Consider the following 20,075-nt stretch of genomic DNA (forward strand, 5'->3'; position numbering starts at 1 on the left):
CCCGCACGAAGAGAGGCCCTCGGAACCTGCCCCCTCAGGTGCCGAGGGCCTCTCGGCGTCGTGGCACGACTGCCCTGTGGTGAAGGCAGCGCTGCGGCGGAGGCTCAGTGGTCGGTGAGCAGGTCGTGATTCGCGGCCTGCTCGATCGCGTCTGCACGATTGCGGGCGTCGAGCTTGCGATAGATGCTCCGCAGCTGCGTCTTCAGGGTGTTCTGCGACACGTTCAGGTCGGCGGCGATCGACTGCAGAGATGCTCCGGAGGTGAGTGCGCGCAGCACGACGCGCTCGCGGGCCGACAGGCGCGGGCGCTCCGAGGTCGCGGGGAGCACCGCGGTCGCGAGACGCTCGGAATCGCGGATCGCGAGTGCGTCCTGCAGCAGCTCGACGTCTTCGGGGCCGAACAGCGCGACCGGCGTCGTCAGCTCCCGATCGTCGAGCTGGATGCGCAGGGCCGCTGCCGCCTTCGCGGCCGTGGTCGCGCCGGCGGTTCTGCGCAGGGCCGCGACCTGGATGGCCGCCGCTTCAGCGCGCTGACGTGAGGTCTGCGGCACCTGTCGCGTCTGCGCCAGCATCCGGGCCGCATCGGAGGCCTCGCCCTCGAACAGCGCGAGGCGCGCGCGTTCGACGATCGTGCCGAACTCGTCGGGCTTGGCATCATGGCGCAGCGTCGCGCGCGCCGCAGCCACGTCGCCGACGGCGAGATGCAGCAGAGCCCGTGCGCGGCTGAGCACGTGCCGTGCGTGGGTGCCCGACGTCTCGCGCCTTCTCAGGCGTCGCAGGGATTCCAGCTGCTCGAGTCCGGCCGCGGCCCTGCCCTCGTGCAGAGCGACCCATGCCTCGGCGAGGCCCATCGTCGCCCAGTGCTCGCTGGTCGAGCGGTGCGGGCCGAACACGCGGACGTGTTCGCGAGCCGCCGCCACGTCGCCGTCCTCGATGGCGAGCAGCGCCTCAGCGACGCGATAGAAAGTGCCGCGGTAGCCGTCGCGCTGATGCTGCTCCCACGCGCTCTCGCGGATCAGCTCGGCGTAATGGCGCGCTTCGGGCATGTCGCCGTTCAGGGCGTGGATGCCGCTGAGCAGCGCGATGCTGTGGAAGGCCTTGCTCAGGTCGCGGGACGCTGCGAGCGCCGCCGCGTTCTCGAAGCACTCGATCGCGGCATCCTCACGCCCGCCGTAGTAGAGGGAGATGCCGAGGTGCGTGCAGAGCAGGGGCATCTCCAGGGCATACGGCTGCCATACCGACTCCGGCGTCTCGCGGTAGAGGGCCAGCGCTCTGGCAGCGACCTGGGCGGCGCGCTCCGTCATCCCGATGAGGCGCAGAGCGGCGCTCTCGGCAGCCCAGATGAAGACTCGTTCGGTCGTCGGCACGTTGTTGCGTCGCGAGTTCGCCGCCGAGATCGCCACCCGCATCAGCTGCAGGCCGCGCAGACGCCGCAGATTGCTGGCGTTGTAGCAGATGGCGAGCAGCATGGCGATGAGCGGCTGGTCCTTGAGTCGCGACACCGGAAGGCGGCGCAGCAGCCGGACGGCGGCCGGACCGTGGTGCTCGAGCAGCTGGCTCCATCCCGACATGATCACGTGCGACGCGAGGGGGAGGTCGTCGTACTCCATGGCGAGCTGCAGGGCATCGAGCGGTGCTCGGCGCTGGAGTGCGCCCTCGACCGCCAGGTGCATGAGATGCGAGAGCTCGTCCGTGTGCGATCGCACGAGCTCGCGGCGCAGCAGCGTCCGGACGACCGGGGCGAAGGAGAACAGGCGATCAGCCGACCAGCTGCCGAACCCGAAGGCCTCTGCGTCATCGAGAGCGCGCTCGATCTCGTCCACGCCCGACAGCGCCCGCGCGGAGGCGACGTCGACGGCATCCGCGACGCTGATGCGCACCCACGCCGTGCGGGCGTCGGCATCGACGCCCGAGCGCTCGAGGCGCGACTGCATGTACTCCTCGGCCGCGGGGGAGGCGGCCTCGATCGCCGACGACGGGTCGTCGCCGAGCGCTGACCTCTTCGACGCCGCGTGGATCAGAGCAGGGAACCCCCCGCTCGCCGCGCGGATGTCCTCTGCGTCGGACTCGTCGACTCCGAGCGTCCGGGAGATCTCCTCGACGTCGAAGAGCAGCTCGTCAGGCCCGATCAGCGTGCGATCGATCACCAGGCTCAAGCCGTCGCCATCGAAGGCGCTGCGCCGGTTCGTCGCCGCGATCACACGTGCGCCGTGGGTGGCGGCGAGAGACTGACATAGGTCGAAGACGCTCTCTCGTGGCAGGCTCGCGGCATCGTCGAGCACGAGGACGACATCTTCCGAGGTCTCGTTCAGGCACTGCGCGACGGCACGCCACGGGTGCGTGAGCGTCTCGTCGGGCGGCGAAGTCAGACCCCGGCGAGCCATCGCGCGCAGAGCAGCGTGGGCGAGTTCGGCGCTGCCGGTTCTCGTCTCGTCGACCGTGACCCAGACGACCGTCGACGCGGTGGTGCGCGACCATTCAGCGAGTGCGACCGTCTTGCCGAGTCCCGACGCACCGCGCAGCACCGTCAGCGGGCTGTCGTTCTCCAACGCCGCCACCAGCCTCGGTCGCGAGGCGACATCCCTCGGCAGGCGAGGCACGTCGACGAACACGGGCACGGGCATGGCGGATGCTGGCATCGTCCCTCCCCGGATCGTGTGCGTCTCTACGATATTCCGAAACATCGGCGACCGGGTGATGCGGGCCATCTTCGCGCGACCGGGAAGGCCGATGAGTGAATCCCACGGTGTGCGCGGACCTAGTCTGGTGAGATGGATGAGGCGCGACCGAGAACCGTGAGGCGCGCGCCGACGAGTGCGTTGCTCATCAGCGCAGCATTCGCTGCGGTTCAGGCGTTGATCTTCGTCATGGTCGTGCCCATCACCTCGTTGCTCGCCGTGTCGTCGCCCCCCGCCTACGCTCTCGTCGCCGCCGTGCACACCGCGATGCCGCTGCTCGCCCGCGTGGTCACCCGCACACCCGGCATGGCCACGTTCACTGCCGCGGTCACGGGGCTGCTGACGTCGGTGGTCTCGCCGATCGGCCCGCTCGCCGCGGTGCCGATGGTGTGTGCGGCCCTCGTGCTGGATCTCGTCCTGCCGCTGCAGCGGGGAAGAGTGGCGAGCGCACGCCGCATCCTCCTCGCCGGCGCGGCCGCCGGCGTCGTGCTGTTCCTCGTCGCACTGCCGGTGTTCTCGCCCGAGCACCTGGTGCCAGGGGTTCTGGCCGCGACGCTCGGTGCTCGCATCGTCGGCGAGCTGGCGGTGGCCGGGGGCGTCATCGGAGTGCGGCGGTTGCTCGTGCGTGCCGGAACGATTCGCTGAGCGATGCGCTCCTGCATCAGGACATGATGAAGGGGGCGGATGCCGCAGCATCCGCCCCCTTCATCTGTCCTGCAGCCTGAGACCAGTCGGCGCTCAGGCGGGAGCGTCGTCCGGGTCGAGCGCGCGCAGAGCGTCTTCCTCGACCTCGTTGTCGGCGGTCAGCTGCTGTTCGGTGTTTTCGTCGCCGCCGAGGGCCGCGTCGCGGTCGGGGCTGGCGTCGCCCTGAATGGCGCCGCGAGGCGATTCTCCGTGTGAGCTGTCGCCCTGGATCGCGCCACCCTGGGCTGCGCCCTGAGCGTTCTCTTCGTCGGCGTCGCCCTGGATGGCTCCGCGCGGGGAGTCGCCGTGCGAGCTGTCGCCCTGGATGGCACCGCCCTGGGTCGAGCCCTGGGCGTTGCCGTGGAGCTCGTCGCGCTCGACGGACGACTGCCCATCGGGCGCGGTGTTGTGCTGAGGGTTCTGCTCAGGAGAACCTTCGGCGGGCTCTTCGGCGTGCGGGGTGCGTCCTGTGTTCTGGTCCATGCGGCGAACGTACGTCCGCCCCGCCCGCACGTGGAGGGCATTGACAAACCGCAGTCACCCGCTCAGAACTCCGAGTCGTCCTTCTTCGAGGTGCGGATCGGCGTCGTGACGGCCGCTTCATCGCTGAACTCGACCGGGTCTGCCTTCTCGACGATGTCGGCGCGGTCGACGACGTTCAGCGGCCTGGTCTCGTCGAGCGTCATCAGGAATCGGCTGTCCTCCGAGCGGTGCAGTCGGCCGGAGGTGAAGATCCAGATCGCGCCGATCGCACAGGCGACGAAGCCCGCGGTGCCTCCGAGCATGATCGCCACGCGCGGGCCGAAGGTGTCGGCCACCCACCCGGCGATGGGAGCGCCGACCGGAGTCGAGCCCATGATCACGGCCATGTACAGCGCGAGCACGCGCCCTCGCAGCGCCGGGGTGGTGGTCATCTGCACGTATCCGTTGGCCGTCGTGAGCAGCGTCACGATCATGAAGCCGGTGAACGTCAGCGTGATCGCGTACGACAGATACGTCGGCATGGATGCGGAGATGAAGGCCGCGACTCCGAAACCGCCCGCCGCGAAGACCACGACGCGCACGCGCGCGCGGTCGCGCCTGGCCGCCAGCAGCGCCCCGGCGAGCGAGCCGATCGCGAGCACCGAGCTCAGCACTCCGTAGCCGTCGGCCCCGGCCCCGAACTCGATCGCCATGGTCGAGGCGAAGATCGGGAAGTTCATGCCGAACGCGCCGATCAGGAACACCGTCACGAAGACGACCCGCAGGTCGCTGCGACCCCAGACATACCGGAAGCCCTCGGCGAGGCCGCCGGTCCGGCGGTTCTTGAGACGCGGCGCCAACTGCCCGGTGCGCAGCAGCATCAGCGCGACGAGCATTGCGAGGAACGTCACGGCATTCGCGATGAACACCCACCCGGAGCCGATCGCCACGATCAGCAGGCCGCCGACGGCGGGGCCGATCATGCGGGCCAGGTTGAAGGATGCCGAGTTGAGGGCGACCGCGTTCGACGTGTCGCCGGCCGAGACCATGTCGGAGACGAACGCCTGCCGCGCGGGTGCGTCGAAGGCGTTGACGACACCGAACGCGGCGGCGAAGCAGAACATCATCGGCAGGGTCATCACGCCGTTGAGCAGCAGGACGCCCACGGCGATCGCGAGAAGCAGCAGTGCGCTCTGAGTGGCGAGCAGGATGCGTCGGCGCTCGAAGCGGTCGGCGACCCATCCGGTGAGGCTCACCAGCACCAGCGGCGGACCGAACTGCAGCGCCATCGTGAACCCCATGGCCGCGGCGTCGTTGTCGGTGAGCTCGGTGAGCACGACCCAGTCCTGCGCGGTCGCCTGCATCCAGCCACCGATGTTCGAGACGAGGGCGCCGGCGAACCAGATGCGGTAGTTGATGTTCGAGAACGAACGGAACATCGCGCTCATCGGTCGACCACCTTTCGCATCAGGGCGCTCGCTTCTCGCAGCGTCGTCAGTTCCTGCTCGGTGAAGTCCAGTTCGCCGAGCATCTCGGCCAGCAGCTCGTCGCGGCGCTTGATGGTCTGCGCCACGATCTCGGTGCCCGCCTCGGTGATGTCGACCTGCACGCGACGGCGGTCTTCGGCATCCGGAGTGCGGAGCACGAATCCCTGCTCTTCGAGCCCGTTGATCATGTTCGTCATCGAGGGTGCGGTGACCCGCTCGCGTTCGGCCAGGGCTGTGATCGTGCGGCGGCCGTGCATGCGCAGGGTCGCCAGCACCGCGAGCTGCGCGTCGCTCATCGCGTCGACGGCACGGGCCGAGCGGAGGCGCCGTGCGAGTCGGAACGTCGCCATGCGCAGGTCTGTCGCGGTGAGGTGGAGGGATTCATCGGTCGCAGACATTACTTAGACAGTCTAAGTAATTGTGGCCGCGATGGAAAGCGCGCGTCGGGCAGGCCACCGCCGACAGGCCAGAATGGACGCATGACCCGATCCGTTGCCTTCGAGCTCGCCGTACAGGACCCCACCGGAGTGCGCATCGCCGGGACCATCGGCGCAGCGCGCGTCGAACTGGCTCAGGCTCTCGCTCTCGGCGGCCTCACTCCGTCGCCGGCGACCCTCGACCTGTCGATCGATGCGGCGCGAGCCGTGGGCGTCGAGGTGCATGTGCTCGTCCGCCCTCGGGCCGGCGGTTTCCGCTACACCGCCGACGAGATCATGATCGCCGAGAGCGACGTCCGCCGTGCGATCGAGGCAGGCGCCGACGGTGTCGTGATCGGTGCCCTGGATGACGAGGGACTGCTCGACATCCCCGCCATGCGCCGACTGCGCGACGCCGCAGACGGCGCATCCGTCACCCTGCACCGTGCGATCGACGTGACCCCGGACCCCGTCGCGACGCTCGCCGCCGCACGCGATCTCGGCCTGCGCCGGGTGCTCACCTCGGGCGGCGCCTCGGTCGCGATCGACGGCATCGACACGCTGCGCGCGCTCGTCGCCGAGGCAGCCGGAGAGATCGAGATCATGGCGGGGAGTGGAGTGGACGCCGCCAGTGCGGCCGACCTGGTCGCCGCCGGCGTCGACGCCCTGCACTTCTCCGCGAAGCGCATGGTGCACGAAGACGGCGGCGTGCGGATGGGATCGGCCTCCGACGGCGTCGGCGGATACGAGATCACCGACCTCGAGATCGCCCAGGGCGTCATCGCCGCACTCTCGAGCTGAGGCGCCTCGGGCGTTCGGCCTGACGCATGTCGCGCACTCTCAGTAGGGTGGGGGCGTGACCGATACGCGCGAATTCACGGATGCCGACGGCATCGCCATCGTCTACGACGTGCACCCGGCGGTGGGCGATGCGCGGGGAGTCGTGCAGCTGCTGCACGGCGTGGGAGAGCACGCCGGGCGCTACGGGGCGCTGATCGCCGCGCTGACCGAGGCCGGCTTCATCGTCTACGCCGACGATCACCGAGGGCACGGTCGCACCGGCATCCGCCAGCACGGAGGCCCCGCCAAGCTCGGCCGCCTCGGCAAGGGCGGACTGCGCGCGGCGCAGGCGGCGGTCTGGCAGCTCACCGGCATCATCAAGGACGAGCACCCCGACCTTCCGCTCGTGCTGCTCGGACACTCGTGGGGATCGTTCCTCGCGCAGATGCTGGTGAACGACCACCCCGAGGCGTGGGACGCCGTGATCCTCTCGGGGTCGGCTCTGCGCACACCCGGATCGCTCAACGCGGCACCGCTCAACGCCCGCTGGGCGGCGGACGACGCCACCGGCCTCGAATGGCTGAGTCGCGACCCCGCCGTGTGGACCTCGTTCGACGAGGATCCGCTCACCACGGATCAGCCGCTTCTGAAGCTGTTCGGACCCGTAGAAGCGGCCAAGCTCTACGGTCGCCCGCGCAAGGACCTCGGCCGCGACATCCCGCTGCTGCTGCTCGTCGGCCGCGACGACCCGGTCGGCGGCCCCCGCAGCGTGCACAAGCTCGCCGACGAGTACCGCACGCGATCGGGGCTCACCGACATCACGACGCTCGTCTACCCCGATGCGCGTCACGAGATCTTCAACGAGCTGCAGCAGGACGAGGTCAGGGCCGACATCCTGTCGTGGCTCGACACCCGCATACCTCCGCGCTGAGACGTCGTGCGGCGGAGCGGGTTTCTGTCCGGTCGTTGAGCGAGCAGCGAAGCAGCGAGACGAAACGTGGCGAGTGCGCGCAATCGGCTCACTGCGTTTCGTCTCGGTCGGCTTCGCCGTCCTCGCTCAACGACCGGGGTCGGGCGCCTTTTCGCGCGTCCGAGTGTTACGCCCGATGAACGTGCGTTACAGCTGGTGAATCCACGTGACGCCACCTCGGCATATCGCCCTTCCCTCCGCATAGATTCGCGGCGAGAGGCAGGTGTGGGGTGGGTTTCGAAGACGAATGGCGTGCATGGCATGACTCGCGAGAGCGCTACGCCGGCGCCGAGTACGGCCCGGCCGCGCTCGAGTCGACGAACTGGCTCATCACCGAGCCCGCTGCCGTCGAGGGTGTGCCCGGACTCTGGGCGCTCACGGGAGACGGAGGGATCCGCGGCAGCGATCTCGGCACCACCGGGTCGGTCGTCACACTGAGGGGCCGTGACACGCTGCGGCTCGGACGGCGCGAGCTGCGCGTGTTCGACAGGCGGGGGGAGGTGGCGCTGCGGGTGTTCAACCCGAGGCGGCCGGAGCGGGAGCGGTTCAGCGCGATCGACGCGTATCCGCCTCGGAAGGGATGGCGGATCGCCGCGGTGTTCGAGCCGACGCCCGGCGAGACGATCACCGTGACCTCGGTCGACGGTCGCTCGCACGAGTCCGACCTCGCCGGTCGGCTGCGGTTCACGCTCGACGGCGTCGCGGTGGCGCTCGCCGCGACCCGCACGCCCCAGGGCGGCCTGAGCGCGGTCTTCGCCGACGGCACCAACGGCACCGAGACGTATCGCTTCCGCTTCCTGCCGATCGAAGAGCCGGCATCCGACGGCTCCGTGGTCATCGACTTCAACCGCGCCTACCTGCCTCCGTGCGCCTTCTCCGATCAATACGTGTGCCCGCAGCCGCCGCCGGGCAATCGTTTCTCGGCGCCGATCCGCGCGGGCGAGCGGGCTGTCGTGCTCGGGCGGTGAATCCGCGGCGGACTGCGCCCCAGCGACGGCCTCGCCTTAAGCTGTAATCGTGCACGGTGAATTCAAGGTTCCAGGAGGAAAGCTCGTCGTCGTCGACCTCGAGGTCGAAGACGGCAGGATCGCTCGCTTCCGGCTCGCCGGCGACTTCTTCCTCGAACCCGACACGGCACTCGACGACATCGACCGGGCGGTCACCGGACTGCCGGTCGAGACGGATGCCACGGCCATCGCCGCGGCGGTGCGCGGTGCGCTGCCCGAGGGTGCGCAGTTGCTCGGGTTCACTCCCGAAGCCGTCGGCACGGCCGTGCGTCGAGCACTCGTTACGGCACCGGGGTGGAACGACTTCGACTGGGAGATCGTGCACGAGAAGGCGGTGTCGCCGCGCATGAACCTCGCGCTCGACGAGGTGCTCACCTCTCGGGTCGGTGAGGGGCGCCGTCGTCCGACGCTGCGCATCTGGGAGTGGGACCAGTCGGCCGTCGTCATCGGCTCGTTCCAGTCGTACCGCAACGAGGTCGACCCCGAAGGTGCTGCTCGCCACGGCTTCGACGTCGTTCGCCGCATCTCGGGCGGTGGCGCGATGCTCATGGCCGCGGGGCAGATCATCACCTACTCGCTCTACGTGCCGGCATCCCTCGTGCAGGGCATGACCTTCGCCGACTCCTACGCCTTTCTCGACGACTGGGTGCTGCAGGCGCTGCGCTCGCTCGGCATCGACGCGATCTACCAGCCGCTCAACGACATCGCCAGCTCCTCGGGCAAGATCGGCGGAGCCGCGCAGAAGCGCCTCGCCAACGGGGGAGTGCTGCACCACGCGACCCTCTCGTACGACATCGACGGCCAGACGATGACCGAGGTGCTGCGCATCGGCCGCGAGAAGCTCAGCGACAAGGGAACCACCTCGGCGGCGAAGCGGGTGGATCCGCTGCGCAGCCAGACCGGACTCTCGCGGGCCGAGATCATCGAGCGCTTCAAGGACACGTTCCGCTCGCTCACCTCGGCGGAAGACGGCGCGATCAGTGCCGACGAGTATGCGGATGCCGAGGCGCTGGTCGAGTCGAAGTTCGCCACGGACACGTGGCTGCATCGGGTTCCGTGACCGACTCCTCGGCTGCACCTGCGTCTGATCCGGCGACGCCTGCCCCCGTCGTCCGCGGTGACGTCTCGATCATCCAGGGCGACAATCTCGCGGTCACGGCGACCCTGCCGTCGGCATCCTTCACGCTCGTCTACCTCGACCCGCCGTTCAACACGGGACGCACGCAGGAGCGCCAGGTCGTCACGGCCCGTCGCACGTTCACAACTCAGCACGAAACGGGCGCCGACGGCGTCGCAGCCACGGAATCCCGCGGGTCGGATGCCGCAGCCGACCCGATCCTGCTGACTACTGAGCCGGCGGGCCCCGGGGCCGAGGTGCGGCACGGGTTCCACGGCCACGCGTACGAGCGGGTGCGCGGGATGCTGCGCACCTATGACGACCGCTTCGACGACTACGGCGCTTTCCTGATGCCGCGGCTCGAGGAGGCCTGGCGGCTGCTCGCCGACGACGGCACGCTCTATCTGCACCTCGACTACCGCGAGGCGCACTACGCCAAGGTCATGCTCGATGCGGTATTCAGCCGCGACTGCTTCCTCAACGAGCTCATCTGGGCCTACGACTACGGCGCGAAGTCGCGCCGCCGCTGGCCGACCAAGCACGACACGATCCTCGTCTACGTCAAGAACCCGCGCGAGTACGTGTTCAACGCCGACGACATCGATCGAGAGCCCTACATGGCGCCCGGCCTCGTGACGCCCGAGAAGGCCGCACGCGGCAAGCTGCCCACCGACGTGTGGTGGCACACGATCGTGCCGACGACCGGACGCGAGAAGACGGGGTATCCGACGCAGAAGCCCGAGGGAATCCTGCGGCGCATCGTGCGGGCATCCAGCCGCCCCGGCGACCGCGTGCTCGACCTCTTCGCCGGCAGCGGCACGACCGGAGCCGTGGCCTCGGCCCTCGGGCGCGACGCCGTGCTCGTCGACGACAACCCCGAGGCGGTGCGCGTGATGACCGAGCGGATGCCGCACGCCGTGGTGTCGCGCGTCGGGGAGTAGGCGGGGCCCCTTTCGACGCACCCGCGAATGTCGGAAACTCTGACTACTGTCACGGTATGACCGGTTATACTCTTCCCATGAAGACGGCGATCTCCGTGCCCGATGGCGACTTCGCTCGTTTCGAACGCGTGGCTGCGCGACACGGCATGAACCGGTCGGAGTTCTTCCAGCTCGCCGGGCGACGACTGGCTGATGAGTTGGAAGGCTCTTCGGAGCTGACCCGTATCGCGAACCAGATCTTGGCTCAGGCCGATGCCGATGCCGACGATGAGTTGTTCGTGCGAGGCAACGAACAGCGGCTGCGCGAGAGCACCGACTGGTGATCCGCAGAGGCGACATCGTCTGGGTCGACTTCGGGATTCCGCGAGGCTCGGAACCGGCGAAAGTGCGTCCGTCCGTTGTAGTGCAAGAGGACTGGCTGCTCGACACGAACGTCAATACCGTCCTCGTCGTGCCACTGACCTCGAACACCGCTCTCGAGGGGTTTCCGGGCAACGTACTGGTGCCGGCCGCGGCGTCAGGGCTCGATCGCGACTCGGTGGCGAACGTGAGTCAGATCGGTCCGGTCACACGCGAGTTCGTCGACACCTACCCGGCCGGCCACCTCGCGCCATATCTGATGGCGCAGATCGGGACCGGCATCCGTCTCGTCCTGGGAGTCTGAGGCGCCCGTCGTCACGGTTCACGCCGACCCTGAGGGACAGGTTGCGGATGGATGGTCGCCTCTCGGGGCGGGTGTCGGCAGGTGTGCACAGGCGTCATTGCGATCCGTGATCGCTCGTGTGCGCATGGCAGCGCGCCAGGAGGTCGGCGCGGCGTCTCACGGCGGCGAGTCAACTCGAGGTCACGCATGAGATGAAGATGGCTGCGGAGAGAAGGTGATCGCTATCGTGGGCGTCACCACCGAGCGGAGGGCTTCCCATGGGCGAGCACGTGAATGTCGACAATTTCGTCGTGGCGGAGACGGCGCGGATGTTCGCCGCCCTGCAGGCTGCGGCGGGCGGGGTGAACACGTTCCGCCACAATTCCGAGCCCGCCCCGATCGACGAACAGGCAGTGGTGCGCCTGAACCGGGACACGCTGTACAGCTTCGCCATCGCGGACATCAGTGCGGGGGCGACGCTGACGCTTCCCGAGGCGGGAGACCGTTACATGTCCGCGATGATCGTCAACGAGAGCCACCTGATCAACCGGATCTTCCACACGGCCGGTTCGTTCGAGCTGACACCCGAGGAGTTCGGCTCACCTCACGTGCTGATCGCCGCTCGCATCCTCGCCGACCCGGATGACGAGGCCGATCTGGCTGTCGTGGGAGATCTGCAGAAGGGGATCAGCGTCGAAGCGCGCTCGTCGGCCCCATTCGTCCTCGCCGAATACGATGCCGAATCGCTCGAGGAGACGCGCGGCGCCCTGTTGACGCTCGCGAAGGGTGTCGGCGGATACCACGGCATGTTCGGCACGGCCGAGGAGATCATCCCGGTTCGGCACCTGATCGGGACGGCATCCGGATGGGGCGGGCTGCCCGAATCGGAGGCCGTCTATGTCGGGGTCGACACTGCACTCCCGCCAGGCAGCTACACCATGACGATGAGGGATGCGCCGGTCGATGCGTTCTGGTCGATCTCCGTCTACAACGCCGAGGGATACTTCGAGCCCAACGCCGCCGGTCGCTACACGATCAACAGCATCACCGCGGAGAAGGCGCCCGACGGTTCCGTCACGGTCCGTTTCGTCGACGATCCCGACACCCGCACCCCGAATGCGATTCCTGTGCCTCCGGGGTGGAACCTTCTGGTGCGTCTCTACCGTCCGAAGGCCGCCTACTTCGACGGCAGCTGGACCGTCCCGCTGATCACCGCCGACTTGCCGCGCACGCCGTAGTTTCGCGGAGTCCGGTGTGAGTGAGTCTCGGCGTGCGAGTGAGTCTCGTCGTGACAGGGTGAGAGTCATGACCGAGTACGTCGAGGTGCAGACCGCCGCGGGGCGGGTTCGAGGGCGCTGGCGCCCGACGACGGGAGGGCGCGGGGCTCCGCGATCGGCCGCGTTCCTCGGCATCCCGTTCGCCGAGCCGCCGATCGGCGAACTCCGATTCCAGGCACCGGTGCCGAAGGCGCCGTGGGAGGGCGTGCGCGACGCACTCGAGTTCGGCGCGACCGCGCAGCGCGGTGACCCCGGTGTGACCTTGATCCCCGAGCCGAGCGTCGAGGGCGACTCGACGCTGAACGTCAACGTCTTCACGCCCGACCCCACGGCATCCGGGCTGCCCGTGCTCGTCTGGATCCATGGCGGCGGATACTTCGCCGGTTCGCCGGCGAGCCCCTGGTACGACGGCCGCAACTTCAACCGCGACGGCGTCGTCACCGTGTCGATCTCATACCGGCTCGGCTTCGACGGCTTCGGCTGGATCGAGGATGCTCCGTCGAACCGCGGCGTGCGCGATTGGCTGCTCGCGCTCGAATGGGTGCAGCGGAACATCGCCGCCTTCGGAGGAGACCCGGACCGCGTGACGATCGCCGGGCAGTCAGCCGGCGGCGGCGCGGTGCTGACGTTGCTCGGGATGGAGCAGGCGCAGCGCCTGTTCCGTGGCGTCTATGCGATCTCTGGGGCTCTCGGAGACGTATCGGCGTCCCGGGCCGAGAAACTCGGGCGGGCGCTCGCTGCCTCAGCGGGAGTGGCCCCGACCGTGGCCGGTCTGTCGACGGTGAGCGAGGACCGTCTGCTCGCGCTGCAGAAGAAGGCGACCCAGCTCGGTCCGTCGTCGATGACGACGATGATAGAGGAAGGACTGCCGCTGGGCCCCGTCGTCGACGGTGATCTGATCGTGAGGACGACACGAGAATCCCTGCGTGCCGGCGTCGGTGCTGACAAGCCGCTCGTGCTCGGCGCCACCGATGACGAGTTCACGATGGTGTTCGGCGGTGCCGCCGCGAAAGCGCTGCGATGGGTTCCGCGCACCGTGCTGCTCAACCGCCTCGGGCTGCCGAAGAACATCCGTGCCGAGTATCTCGCGGCGAACGCCGACATCGTGCGACTCGGAAAGCCGCGCCTCGCCGGCCGCGTCCTCACCGACCGGATGTTCCGGGTCGGCGTGCTGCGCGTCGCGGCCGACCGCGGCGAGGCGCCGACCTGGGTGTACCGGTTCGCGTGGCCCTCGGGGCGCTTCGGGTTCGCCGAGCACTGCCTCGATGTGCCGTTCTTCTTCGACTGCCTCGATGGCCCGTCGATGGAGCAGCTTGCGGGGTCGAACCCCCCACAGCCGCTGGCGGATGAAGTGCACGGCGCCGCCGTCACGTTCATCACCGCCGGCGATCCAGGGTGGGAAACGCACGAGGGGGATGCCGGAACCGTGCGGGTCTACGACCGGCAGACGCGCGATGTCGCCGATGCGTACGCGTCGGTGCGGGCGCTGCTCTGACCTGAGCGTCCGAGGAGGTGGCGCCAGATGCGGATCAGCCACCGGTGCCCTACCGAAAACGCTGATGCCGGAGTTTCGGCGGATTGCGTTTCAGCAGCGGGTGGGGGGACGTTTGACGACGAGTCGTGCGCCTGGAAGTACATGTCGCCGATCGCGCCGCAAACGATCGTTTATGACCGGATTGCTCAGTAGTCCGCAGTCACAATTCGACGTGCTCCGTCGAGCGCAATGGTGCCGCCATGTGGGACGATCCACTGCGGACGGGTGTGCCCGAACGGCACCCCAAGGCAGATCACCGCGTCGGGGTTGTATCTAACGATCTGCTCGATGATGGTGTCCCGTTGCGCCTCGCGCAGGCGTGTTCGCTCCGGCGCCGAGGGGACGGGTGAGTGCAGCTTGCTAACCGGAGGTCTAGCAACAAGCACACCGGCAACAACGCCGAGGACTCCGCGCTCGCCCAGGGCGCGTACCCAACGCTTGACCTCGGTCGCTGACGGCCCCTCCCCGCCGGTCTCCAGCAGAAGAATCGCCCCGTCGAAGTCAGAGACATCGGGCGCTCGACCGGCAAGAACAATCTGGTCGATGACCTCGATGCAACCGCCCCAGCTGCGACCAGACACGGCCTTCTCTGGTCCGGCCCACGTCCATGGCTCGGTGGCCTCACGCGCACCGAAATGCAACAGAGATCGTGGGTCTTCCCACGGCCACCCGAAATCCTCGGACTCGCCTGGATCGGTGAGCTCGAGAGTCCCGCCGTCGAGCAGGGCAGCCCGCAGCGACCGCACGTGGATGTCATCGAGATGAGGGCCGGGCCCAAGGTGCACCTGGGTAGACCCGCCGTAGAAGCTCGGCACACCGAGGTTCCAGAGCAGATTGTGCAGGTTCGTGTTGTCGCTGTAGCCCAGGAACGGCTTCGGATTCGCCGCTAGCAATCGGGCGTCGATATGCGGAATGACGGTCACCTGATCGTCGCCGCCGATCGTGGCCAGCACGGCGCGGATGCTCGGGTCTGCGAAAGCTTCGGTGACGTCGGCGGCACGGGCCTCCGCACTTGCGCCAAGTTGCCGGGTAGTTGGGTATTCGACCGGGATGAGTCCTGTCGCCTCGGTCAGCCGGCGCATCGCCTGCTCGTGCAGGGCGGGCGAGATCGCTGGAGCGGCGAATGCCGGCGATATCACTGCGACCCGATCACCTGGCTGAGCCTTCGGGCCAGCTCTGAACGACTTTGCCACCATCCCCTGATTAGACCAGAAGCCCGAGCCGATAGTGGGTTCCGGGCGGTCCGAACTCCCTGCCGAGAGCCCGTTCCGGCGAGCATTTGTGACGTCCTGTTCTGCATTCGCGGCATGGCCCAGCCGCAAGCGATCGTCTTCGGCAGCCCTCAGCTCGCGGCGCGGACCCGTCGGAGGACGTAGGCGGCGGACTCTTCCGCGGTGAGGTTCGAGGTGTCGATCCAGTGGCTGTTGTCGCTGAAGCTCTCGCGCATCTTCACGTCGAGCCGGTCGTAGCCGGTGAAGTCCCATCGATCGCCGATGTTGCGCGTCGCGTTGCGATCGCGACATACCTCGGCGCCCGGTGCGAGGACGACGAGATCCCACGTGCATGTGAGTGCGTCCGTCAGAGTTGCGAGCTCAGCACGCGACTCGAGCACGACGTCGAGAACTGTGGTGAAATGCGCCGCCGTCATGTTGTTCGCCAAAGCGGCCACATTGCGAAGCATCAGTTCGATTTGTCGCTCGGCTTCATCACGGGGACTGCCGAGAGCCCATACGCGTCCGGAGCGAACCATGGCGGATACTTCGTCTCCGCTGAGGCGCGCTGCTCGGGGAAGGCTCTTCGCGATGATCTCGGTGACGGTGGACTTACCGGCGCCGGGCATGCCGGTCACGATGATGCACTCGGGCTCCGCGATGTCCCGGACTTCAACCATTCCCCGAGTATGCCGCAGTCGCTATGGTGTCGTGGATGGCCACCGAGATCCCGTACCGCGAACTGCCCGTCGAGCTCGATGACGTGACGTACCTGTTCGGCCCGGACTCGGAGCGCCAGGCCGGCGTCATGCCGGGCGAGATCATCGAGTTCACGATCGACGACAGCGTCGTCTATCCCGGCACCACCCGTCAGTGCTGGATCCACGTGCCCGCAGCTTATGACGCGGAGAACGAGGCGGGGCTGATGGTGTTCAACGACGGCTGGTGGTACCTGGATCCCGACGGTGACGTTCGCGGAAGCATCGTGCTCGACAACCTCATTCACCGCGGCGAGATGCCGGTCACTGTGAGTGTGTTCGTCGATCCGGGTGTCTTCCCCGACGCGGACAACCCGAAGAATCGAAACGCGGAGTATGACGCCTTCGACGGCCGCTACGCGACGTTCCTGCTCACCGAAGTCCTACCGGTCGTCACCGCCCGATTCCCTGTCTCGACCGATCCCCGAATGCGGGGGATCTGTGGGGGAAGCTCAGGAGGAAACGCGGCTTTCACCGCGGCCTGGGAACGGCCAGACGCCTTCAGGCGCGTGATCGCGTACCTGTCGAGCTTCTCGCAGATGCCAGGCGGAAACCCGTACCCGCGGCTCCTGCCGTCCGAACCCCGCAGGCCACTGAAGATCTTCATGCAGGCGGCGCACCGTGACGACGGCTGGAACCAGCCGGAGATGAATTGGCTCGCCGAGAACCTCGAAGTCGCCGCCGCTCTGGCCAAAGCGGGCTACGACTTCCGATTGGTGCTCGGAGACGGCGGCCACAGCCCGAACCACGGCGGCGTCCTGCTGCCGGACGCACTCCGCTGGATCTGGCGAGATGCCACGCCAGATTCGAGATAGCCGGCGGCTGTCGGTCGTTATAGGCGGGAACAGCAGATGGGAGTGAGGTTCGCCGTCGACCGCGTTGCTTCCGCGACGAGCCGCTACGGGGCCCCGGCGCGAGAGGATGGTTCGGTGCCGATCTCCTCAGACCGCCCGGAATGCTTCCGCCTGCCGGCCGTCGACGCCGCGGCGATCCGCACGCGCCCGGACCAGCTGCACCTCGTGCCTCCGGACAGCGACACCGACGCCTCGGCGATCATCGACAGCCACCGGCGAGCGCGCGCCGCCCGCAGCAGGAGAGATGCTATCGGGTGTCTCGTCCCGATCGCCGGCGGTCTTCTGCTCGCGGCCGTGGCCGTCGCGGTGACCGCATCGCTCGGGCTGCCGTATCGAGACGCGGTCATCGTCGGCCCAGTGCTGTTCGTCCTGGGCGCGCTGGCGACCGCAGTCATCGCCTCGCGCGGGCGACCGGTCGCGTCCATCCTGAAGCCCTTGCCCTCGGTGCTGATCCATCCCCTCGTGGTGGCCGGGGCCCCGGCTGACCTGCCCGTCCGGGATATCGAGCTCGCGTCGCGGGTTCTCGACGAGCGGGACCGTGCCGAGGCCGACCTCCGGAAGGCTCTCACCGACGCTCAACTCACCGACGAGGAACGATATGTCTCCCCGGGCGACCGGTCGACCTGGTACTTCCGCCCGGAGGACCTGCCGGGCCTCAAGCGCACAGCAGATGACGCTGAGAGGCAGGCTCGTGCTGTCGCCGACCGACTCGGTATCGTCCTCGATGCGGACCGCGGCAGGGACTCATCACCGGAAGACTGACTGCGCCCGGTGGAGATGCCGACAGTGTCGGCGGTGGGCGCGCTTGGCTACCCTGACAGGAACCAGGAAGCCTGACCTCGACGGTCGGTGAGGGCACGAGAGGAGGAACACGATGGGCGTCGTATTCCCGGCGGGGTCAATCTCGGTCATGACTGCAGACGGTGACATCGTCATCCTGCGTATCTGCGATCTGTGCGGTGCGGCTGTCGTCGAAGCCGACGGCACCGATCTCGCGTTCCACAAGCGATGGCACCGGATGACCGGCTCGGGCAACTGGATCGACCCCGAGACCCGCCGTCACCACGGGCCCGCTAGCCCGTTCACTCCGGGCAGATCGATCTGACGCAGCCCCGACTGCACGAAGACCTCGTCTGCCTTGGTGGCGGATGCCGTTCCGGGCGTCATCTCCCAATCGACCTCGATGCGGAACACCTGTAAGTGATCGTGGCGAGCGCGAGGATGGCCACCCCGGCGTCGCCATCTTCACCCCGACCGACCGATATGTTGGCTATCTGAACTTGCTCGCCGACAGAAAAAGGTCCCACCTTATGCGCGTCACCCCTCGGGTCTGGATCGGCCTGGCGATCTACGTCGGCTACGTCGCGGTCATCTTCGTCGTGTCGAAACTGAGCGGGGTGGCGTACACCGAGATCGGCAAGTCCGCCGAGTTCACGTGGCGCGGAGCGGTGCTCGACCTCGCGGTCGGCGCGGTGCTGCTCGCCATCACCACCTGGATTCTGGGGTGGTGGAGGCCTGCGCTGTTCGAGCGCAAGCGGTCGCATCACAAGTGGCCGATCTTCGTGCCCGCGCTCATGCTCGTCGTCGCGGTGGTGAACCTGTTCAACACCGACTGGTCGAAGTTCGACGCGTCGTTCCTTCTGTCGCTGCTCGCCCTCGGGCTCGCCGTCGGATTCTGTGAAGAACTGATGTCACGAGGGCTCCTGCTGACGGCCCTTCGCTCACGTCTCTCGGAAGTGTGGGTGTGGCTGTTCACCTCTCTTCTCTTCGGCGGGATGCACATCATCAATGCCGCCCTCGGTGCCCCGCTCGCCCCCACCCTCGGCCAGGTCGTGCTCGCCGCGATGTCCGGCACCTGCTTCTACATCGTGCGGCGAGTCACGGGTTCCCTCATCTGGGCCATGGCGCTGCACGGTCTCTGGGACGTCTCGGTGTTCTCTGTCGGGTTCGCCCCGCTTGGCAGTGCCTGGGCGACTTTCTTCGGGCCAGTCATCGGCATCCTCGCCGTCGCCGTCGTCTACTGGGTGATCAAGGGCACAGATGAGAGGCCGGTCACTACTGCGACGGTGAAAGCGCCCGTGCGAACCTGAAGGAGAGAGACGCGGAGGCTCGTCAAGAGGACCGGGCGGAGACGTTGAATACTGGCTCGGCAACCGTTTCTGAGTTAGAGTGAATGCATCATGATCAGCCCGTTGCCGAAAGGCGCGGGCTGATTTTCTTTTGGGGGATGCATGGTCGAGTACGCCAAAGAGTGGTTGCCTTTGGAAGGTCAGGTCGAGCGGCTGAGGGAGCACGGCCTGCAGGTGCCGGACGACGATCGAGCCGCGAAGGTCCTGGGAGCGATCGGCTACTACCGTCTCACCGGCTACCTGTACCCGTTTCGGAAATCGGAGGGGTACGTCGACGACGAGGATCGTACCCACGTGCGGGTGCTCAGCGGCTTTCAGCCGGGCACGAGGCTTGACCATGCCGAAGAGATCATCGACTTCGATCGCCGGCTCCGGCTGCTCGTCCTAGACGGGGTCGAGCGAATAGAGGTGGCCGTGCGCATGCGCATCGGGTACGTGCTGGGAAGGGCGTCCGCCTATGCGTATGAGGACCCGACTCGATTCATCGAGACGTTCACCGCAAATGGCACTGACATCCGCTGCCCGAAGCCGAGCAAGCACGTGCAGTGGCTGCAACGCGTCAGCGCACGCCAAGCAAGCTCCGATGAGAAGTTCGTCGAGCACTTCCGAGAGAAATACGACGACAGGATGCCCATATGGGCGCTCACGGAGATCCTCGAGCTCGGTCACCTCTCGGTCCTTTACCGCGGTATGAATCAGGTCGACGCGGAAGATCTCGCGATCGCATTTGGGGTCCCGACGAAGAAGTTGATGGCCAGCTGGCTCGCCAGCCTCAACTACGTCCGGAATGTCGCGGCCCACCATGCACGGCTTTTCAATCGCAAGCTCCAGAATGCGCCGTCGAGGCCGAAGATTGGCCAGATCCCTCTACTCGACCACCTGCGCGCGTCGGAGCATGCCAAACAGGTCTACGGCACCTACAGCGCGTTGGCTGTGATCGCCTATCTTCTGCCGTCTATCGATCCGGACACCGGCTGGGTGTCGCGTGTCGCGACTCTGCTTAGAGACTTCCCGACGTCGGACGGGCTCACGGTTGAGTCTCTCGGTGCTCCCTCTGACTGGAGCGCGCTCGCACTCTGGCACGAGTGAGCCGAGATGACCCACCGCGATTTAGCGGCGATAGATCC

At 67.7% G+C, this 20,075-nt stretch carries 21 protein-coding genes; 14 read left to right on the forward strand and 7 right to left on the reverse strand.

From position 1 onward, the window contains the following. Positions 1-104: 104 nt before the first annotated feature. Entirely contained in the window at positions 105-2,639 is a 2,535-nt protein-coding gene (locus MRBLMI13_RS16495) for a LuxR C-terminal-related transcriptional regulator (protein ID WP_367823942.1), read from the reverse strand. 132 nt (positions 2,640-2,771) lie between these two features. On the opposite strand from MRBLMI13_RS16495, the gene MRBLMI13_RS16500 reads away from it, so the two are divergent. Then, complete coding sequence (locus tag MRBLMI13_RS16500; RefSeq protein WP_309691433.1) at positions 2,772-3,323, forward strand: hypothetical protein; 552 nt, start codon at positions 2,772-2,774, stop codon at positions 3,321-3,323. A 93-nt stretch (positions 3,324-3,416) separates the two neighbouring features. On the opposite strand, the gene MRBLMI13_RS16505 is transcribed toward MRBLMI13_RS16500, so the two are convergent. The 3 genes from MRBLMI13_RS16505 to MRBLMI13_RS16515 all read right to left on the reverse strand — a co-directional run bounded on the left by MRBLMI13_RS16505 (position 3,417) and on the right by MRBLMI13_RS16515 (position 5,709). Continuing rightward, positions 3,417-3,845, reverse strand: a complete 429-nt coding sequence (locus MRBLMI13_RS16505) for a hypothetical protein (protein WP_042537854.1) — start codon at positions 3,843-3,845, stop codon at positions 3,417-3,419. Positions 3,846-3,907: 62 nt separating this feature from the next. Then, positions 3,908-5,263 carry an MFS transporter gene (locus MRBLMI13_RS16510; RefSeq protein WP_367824210.1) on the reverse strand — a complete coding sequence of 452 codons (1,356 nt, stop codon included), beginning with the start codon at positions 5,261-5,263 and terminating at the stop codon, positions 3,908-3,910. 5 nt (positions 5,264-5,268) lie between these two features. Beyond that, positions 5,269-5,709: a MarR family winged helix-turn-helix transcriptional regulator gene (locus MRBLMI13_RS16515; RefSeq protein ID WP_367823945.1), complete on the reverse strand. Its 441-nt coding sequence runs from the start codon at positions 5,707-5,709 to the stop codon at positions 5,269-5,271. A gap of 81 nt (positions 5,710-5,790) precedes the next feature. On the opposite strand from MRBLMI13_RS16515, the gene MRBLMI13_RS16520 reads away from it, so the two are divergent. The 9 genes from MRBLMI13_RS16520 to MRBLMI13_RS16560 all read left to right on the forward strand — a co-directional run bounded on the left by MRBLMI13_RS16520 (position 5,791) and on the right by MRBLMI13_RS16560 (position 13,957). Further along, on the forward strand, positions 5,791-6,528 hold the full coding sequence (locus tag MRBLMI13_RS16520; RefSeq protein ID WP_367823947.1) for a copper homeostasis protein CutC: 738 nt from the start codon (positions 5,791-5,793) through the stop codon (positions 6,526-6,528). A 55-nt stretch (positions 6,529-6,583) separates the two neighbouring features. After that, positions 6,584-7,438, forward strand: a complete 855-nt coding sequence (locus MRBLMI13_RS16525) for an alpha/beta fold hydrolase (protein ID WP_367823949.1) — start codon at positions 6,584-6,586, stop codon at positions 7,436-7,438. 269 nt (positions 7,439-7,707) lie between these two features. Next, on the forward strand, positions 7,708-8,445 hold the full coding sequence (locus MRBLMI13_RS16530; protein ID WP_367823951.1) for a DUF1684 domain-containing protein: 738 nt from the start codon (positions 7,708-7,710) through the stop codon (positions 8,443-8,445). A 49-nt stretch (positions 8,446-8,494) separates the two neighbouring features. Further along, on the forward strand, positions 8,495-9,544 hold the full coding sequence (locus MRBLMI13_RS16535) for a lipoate--protein ligase family protein (RefSeq protein WP_079113580.1): 1,050 nt from the start codon (positions 8,495-8,497) through the stop codon (positions 9,542-9,544). Further along, positions 9,541-10,542, forward strand: a complete 1,002-nt coding sequence (locus MRBLMI13_RS16540; RefSeq protein WP_367823953.1) for a DNA-methyltransferase — start codon at positions 9,541-9,543, stop codon at positions 10,540-10,542. Before MRBLMI13_RS16535 ends, MRBLMI13_RS16540 begins: the two co-directional genes overlap by 4 nt. A gap of 77 nt (positions 10,543-10,619) precedes the next feature. Next, a complete protein-coding gene (locus MRBLMI13_RS16545; protein WP_367823955.1) occupies positions 10,620-10,865 on the forward strand; it encodes a CopG family transcriptional regulator in 246 nt (81 codons plus the stop codon). After that, a complete protein-coding gene (locus tag MRBLMI13_RS16550) occupies positions 10,862-11,206 on the forward strand; it encodes a type II toxin-antitoxin system PemK/MazF family toxin (RefSeq protein WP_082508747.1) in 345 nt (114 codons plus the stop codon). The genes MRBLMI13_RS16545 and MRBLMI13_RS16550 overlap by 4 nt, the downstream gene beginning before the upstream one ends. A gap of 257 nt (positions 11,207-11,463) precedes the next feature. Beyond that, positions 11,464-12,423, forward strand: coding sequence for a DUF1214 domain-containing protein (locus MRBLMI13_RS16555; protein ID WP_367823958.1), 960 nt, complete (start codon positions 11,464-11,466; stop codon positions 12,421-12,423). 67 nt (positions 12,424-12,490) lie between these two features. Next, positions 12,491-13,957, forward strand: a complete 1,467-nt coding sequence (locus MRBLMI13_RS16560) for a carboxylesterase/lipase family protein (RefSeq protein WP_367823960.1) — start codon at positions 12,491-12,493, stop codon at positions 13,955-13,957. A gap of 185 nt (positions 13,958-14,142) precedes the next feature. Here the strand turns inward: MRBLMI13_RS16560 and MRBLMI13_RS16565 are convergent, their stop codons facing one another. Further along, on the reverse strand, positions 14,143-15,192 hold the full coding sequence (locus MRBLMI13_RS16565) for a S66 family peptidase (RefSeq protein ID WP_367823962.1): 1,050 nt from the start codon (positions 15,190-15,192) through the stop codon (positions 14,143-14,145). A 146-nt stretch (positions 15,193-15,338) separates the two neighbouring features. Beyond that, on the reverse strand, positions 15,339-15,887 hold the full coding sequence (locus MRBLMI13_RS16570) for an AAA family ATPase (protein WP_367823964.1): 549 nt from the start codon (positions 15,885-15,887) through the stop codon (positions 15,339-15,341). Between the two features lie 35 nt (positions 15,888-15,922). On the opposite strand from MRBLMI13_RS16570, the gene MRBLMI13_RS16575 reads away from it, so the two are divergent. Together MRBLMI13_RS16575 and MRBLMI13_RS16580 are read left to right on the forward strand one after the other, a co-directional pair. Continuing rightward, complete coding sequence (locus MRBLMI13_RS16575) at positions 15,923-16,780, forward strand: alpha/beta hydrolase (RefSeq protein WP_367823966.1); 858 nt, start codon at positions 15,923-15,925, stop codon at positions 16,778-16,780. A gap of 114 nt (positions 16,781-16,894) precedes the next feature. Then, positions 16,895-17,581 (forward strand): hypothetical protein, encoded by a 687-nt coding sequence (locus tag MRBLMI13_RS16580; protein ID WP_367823968.1) that lies wholly within the window; start codon positions 16,895-16,897, stop codon positions 17,579-17,581. Between the two features lie 297 nt (positions 17,582-17,878). Here MRBLMI13_RS16580 and MRBLMI13_RS16585 read toward each other — a convergent pair whose 3' ends face one another. Next, positions 17,879-18,013: a hypothetical protein gene (locus MRBLMI13_RS16585; RefSeq protein ID WP_367823970.1), complete on the reverse strand. Its 135-nt coding sequence runs from the start codon at positions 18,011-18,013 to the stop codon at positions 17,879-17,881. A gap of 116 nt (positions 18,014-18,129) precedes the next feature. On the opposite strand from MRBLMI13_RS16585, the gene MRBLMI13_RS16590 reads away from it, so the two are divergent. Both MRBLMI13_RS16590 and MRBLMI13_RS16595 read left to right on the forward strand, forming a co-directional pair. Continuing rightward, positions 18,130-18,909, forward strand: coding sequence for a CPBP family intramembrane glutamic endopeptidase (locus MRBLMI13_RS16590; protein WP_367823972.1), 780 nt, complete (start codon positions 18,130-18,132; stop codon positions 18,907-18,909). A 141-nt stretch (positions 18,910-19,050) separates the two neighbouring features. Next, entirely contained in the window at positions 19,051-20,037 is a 987-nt protein-coding gene (locus tag MRBLMI13_RS16595; RefSeq protein ID WP_367823974.1) for an Abi family protein, read from the forward strand. Positions 20,038-20,075: the final 38 nt, after the last annotated feature.

Source organism: Microbacterium sp. LMI13-1-1.1, from assembly GCF_040815625.1.
Taxonomy (GTDB): domain Bacteria; phylum Actinomycetota; class Actinomycetes; order Actinomycetales; family Microbacteriaceae; genus Microbacterium; species Microbacterium forte.